Source organism: Hamadaea sp. NPDC051192, assembly GCF_040682475.1.
GTDB classification, from domain to species: domain Bacteria; phylum Actinomycetota; class Actinomycetes; order Mycobacteriales; family Micromonosporaceae; genus Hamadaea; species Hamadaea flava.
This window is the reverse complement of sequence record NZ_JBFBAZ010000279.1, coordinates 1-3,238: the sequence shown is the minus strand read 5'-3', so window position 1 is coordinate 3,238 and position 3,238 is coordinate 1. Positions and strand designations below refer to the sequence as shown.

5 protein-coding genes are annotated in these 3,238 nt (G+C 68.0%); 2 read left to right on the top strand and 3 right to left on the bottom strand.

All coding sequences use genetic code 11. The features are described 5' to 3' along the window. Nucleotides 1–196 precede the first annotated feature (196 nt). A complete protein-coding gene (locus AB0M47_RS42505; RefSeq protein ID WP_363424675.1) occupies nucleotides 197–598 on the top strand; it encodes a hemerythrin domain-containing protein in 402 nt (133 codons plus the stop codon). After that, nucleotides 598–1,068: an NUDIX domain-containing protein gene (locus AB0M47_RS42500; protein WP_363424672.1), complete on the top strand. Its 471-nt coding sequence runs from the start codon at nucleotides 598–600 to the stop codon at nucleotides 1,066–1,068. The genes AB0M47_RS42505 and AB0M47_RS42500 overlap by 1 nt, the downstream gene beginning before the upstream one ends. Here AB0M47_RS42500 and AB0M47_RS42495 read toward each other — a convergent pair. The 3 genes from AB0M47_RS42495 to AB0M47_RS42485 all read right to left on the bottom strand — a co-directional run bounded on the left by AB0M47_RS42495 (nucleotide 1,065) and on the right by AB0M47_RS42485 (nucleotide 3,018). Then, nucleotides 1,065–1,535 carry a hypothetical protein gene (locus AB0M47_RS42495; RefSeq protein WP_363424669.1) on the bottom strand — a complete coding sequence of 157 codons (471 nt, stop codon included), beginning with the start codon at nucleotides 1,533–1,535 and terminating at the stop codon, nucleotides 1,065–1,067. The two genes, AB0M47_RS42500 and AB0M47_RS42495, sit on opposite strands and share 4 nt — an antisense overlap. 35 nt (nucleotides 1,536–1,570) lie before the next feature. Then, nucleotides 1,571–2,527, bottom strand: a complete 957-nt coding sequence (locus tag AB0M47_RS42490; protein WP_363424667.1) for a hypothetical protein — start codon at nucleotides 2,525–2,527, stop codon at nucleotides 1,571–1,573. Nucleotides 2,528–2,598: 71 nt separating this feature from the next. After that, the gene (locus AB0M47_RS42485; protein WP_363424665.1) at nucleotides 2,599–3,018 is read right to left on the bottom strand and encodes a hypothetical protein; all 420 of its coding nucleotides are present in this window, start codon (nucleotides 3,016–3,018) and stop codon (nucleotides 2,599–2,601) included. Between the last annotated feature and the right edge of the window lie 220 nt (nucleotides 3,019–3,238).

Below are 3,238 nucleotides of genomic sequence, written 5' to 3'. Positions count from 1 at the left end.
GCGCCGCCGCCCCGCCGCGCCGCCGCCCCGCCCCGCCGCGCCGCCGCCCCGCCCCGCCGCCGCCGGGCCGCCGCCGCGCCGCCGCCGGGCCGAGCCAAGCCCCGTTGATCATGGAGTTAACTGTGGTCTCGACGGTATGTCGACGCCGGAAACTCCATGATCAACGCATCGGTGACGTTGGTACAGTGGGGGAACGATGCCCGAACACGACCGCCTGCTCGCCCTCAGCCACCAGCTCGCCGACATTCACGACCGTCTCCGCGATCAGCTCGCCGACCTCGACACCGCGGCCGATCTGACTGCTCACTGCCTCGCCTTCTGCGACGCGCTCACCCGCCATCACACGGCCGAGGAAGCCGGCGCCTTTCCGCGTATCGAGGCTGATCATCCCGAACTTCGCACGGTCGTGGCCGAGCTGCGCCGCGATCATGAGCTGATCGTCGAGTCCCTGCGCAAACTCGCGGCCGCGCCGACCAAGCTCGAACGCGACACGCTCGCCGCGCTGCTCGAAACCCATTTCACCTACGAGGAGCGCAAGCTCGCGGCGGCGCTCGACCACCTCGATCCCGGCCTCGGGCCTACCCTGCTGGGATCCTGATGCCGACGCCCGAATTCATCCTCGCGCTCCGCGAGAAGATCGGTCACGACCTGCTCTGGCTGCCCGGTGTCACGGCCGTCGTGCGCAATACAGACGATCAAATCCTGCTGGTACGCCGAAAGGACAACGGTCGCTGGACACTCGTGACGGGGTGCCTCGATCCCGGCGAGCAACCGGCGATCGGGGCACTGCGCGAAGTCTGGGAGGAGACCGGCGTCATCGCTGTCGCCGATCGGCTTCTCCGCGTACAGGCGCTCGGGCCGTCGACCTATCCGAACGGCGATCGCGCTCAGTTCATGGACATCGCCTTCTTGTGCCACGCGGTGGACGGCGAAGCGACGGTCAACGACGACGAGTCCACCGAAGTGGGCTGGTTCTCCGTCGAGGACCTGCCACCGCTCACCGAGCGGGAGACGGCCTGCATCGCCGACGCGTACGCCGACCGCCCGGAAGCTTGGTTCGCGACCTAGCCGCTGATGACCGCCGGCCGGTAGTTCTGCGCCGCCGCCTGGAGACCCCGGAGGTCGGCGGCCTTCTGCTCAGCCTCCTCCAGCGAGGACGAACCCACCTCCGGAGCCGTCAGTCGGCCGATGCCGTCGACTTGAAGAACGGGCGCGTAGAACGGCCTTCCGCCGCGGAGGAAGAGCTTCTCGCTGCCGATCGACTGAACCGCCGTCCACGGCACCAACCGGTTCGACGCGGCGAAGCTGCGAACCAGCAGGCCACTCTGATCGATGATCACGCCCAGCCGGAGCGTACGCCAGACGCCCAGGCCGCCGATCAGCGTCAGCGCGCACCCGAGGCCGACGCCGGGCCAGTTGCGGTCGGCGACGACATGGCCGTTCGCGAGGTAGGAAAGACCCGCCAGCGCGAACACATCGGAGATGATCATGAACAGGGCCATCCGAATGCGCGGCCGCACCACAACGCGAGTCATCCGCACACCGTAGCGGGTGCGTACACGGCGAACGGCTAGTCGTGCCAGCCCTCTCGATAGGCGGCCCAGTCCTCGGCGGTGGCCGCGAAATCCACGTACGCGGCGACACCGAACTCACGAGTCAGCGCCGTATCACCCATCGCCAGACGGACTCCGCGTACTGCGGCAGCGACCGTCTCCGCCTGCCTGTGATGAAACGGATGCTCATCGTGGTACGCCGGAATGCCGATGAACAGCGCGACCTCCTCCGGGACCGCCTGCAGGGCCGCCTCCGTCACCCGCCGCACATAACCGGCGTACGCCGCCTGCGAGGGCAGTGAGGTGTCGTAGGCCATCAAGGCCACCTGATCCACCTCCAGCGCGACCTGGCGCAGATAGCCGGCCGACCACAGGGCGAGCGACGTCGGCACCATGGCCAGGCCGACCGTCATGCCTCGCCACGGCTCGGTGTGGACCGCCGAAACCGAGAGCACCGCTCCCCGTGCTCGGGTGACCTCATGCGCCTGACGGAGCACCGTCAGCAGATCGGGATCACCGTCGACGACGGGCTCGAAGTCGTAGTGGACGCCGTCGAAACCGTCGTCGAGCACCTGTGCGGCCGAAGTGGACAGGTTCGCCTGCGTACTCGCCAGCGCGAAGTCCAGCTCGCCCGGCACCGGATGGGCGCCCAGCCACGCCTGAACGCGTACGCCGGGGAGCGCCTGATGAATGGCGTCGACGAACCAGCGCCCGCGCGGCCGGACGGCGGGATCCAGTGTCCCGTCGTCGTTGAACGGCCCGCTGTGCACGAAGAGGTCACGGATTCCCGTGGTACGCAGCCACGCCACGAGATCGTCCACATCAGACTGACTCTTGCGCCCGTCGACCCAGGCGTGGCCGAGCCACTCCGCGTCATGACCGGTGCCCCGCGCGGACGCGGCAGGCGTACCCGAGGACTCGATCGAGAGCGCCACCAGCGCAGCGGCGACCAGGAGTGCAACGCTTCCGAGCACCGCGAGCGACACCCTCGCCGTAAGCCTGACCCCGCGACGGAAGCCGGCCCTGATCCTGTCCGACCAGCGGATCAATTCAGCGACACCTGGTCCCCGAGCGCACGACGGGCCTGCACCCGGCGACGTTGCCACACCTTGATCGGAATCGTGACAGCCCCGACGACGAGCGCGATGACGGCGATCTTGACCAAGGAGGTCTTCGTGCCCAAGGCCGCCAAGGCGAAGAAGGTCAGGGGCACGATGAGCGCCGCATCGACCACGAGGTGCTCGGCGGACCACGCCCGGGCGCGGGCGGGCCACAGCACGCTCCAGAGGAACAGGCCGCCGTAGAACAACCCTGCGACGACACCCATCAGCCAGCCCCGCTGGGAGCCGGCGGCATAGCTGATCGCTGCGACGATCGCCGCGAAGAACACGATGCGTACGGACCGAGGAAGATCACCGATTGCTTGGACCGCGCGAAGCGACGCCGAATCAGTAGCGCGAGGCATAGCGAAAGTCTCTCAGCGTCGCACTGTGACCGGCAACCCACTAGGTCAGGGACACCAAGCCGCGAAGGCGGGCCGACATGGATGGCAAAAGAGCCATTTCCCTCGACGGAAATGGCTCCTGAACTGGTGGAGACGAGGGGATTCGAACCCCTGACCCCCTCGATGCGAACTCGCGGCAGCGAGATCGTTGATAGTCACGACGGTGCTCGGGAGCACTCCA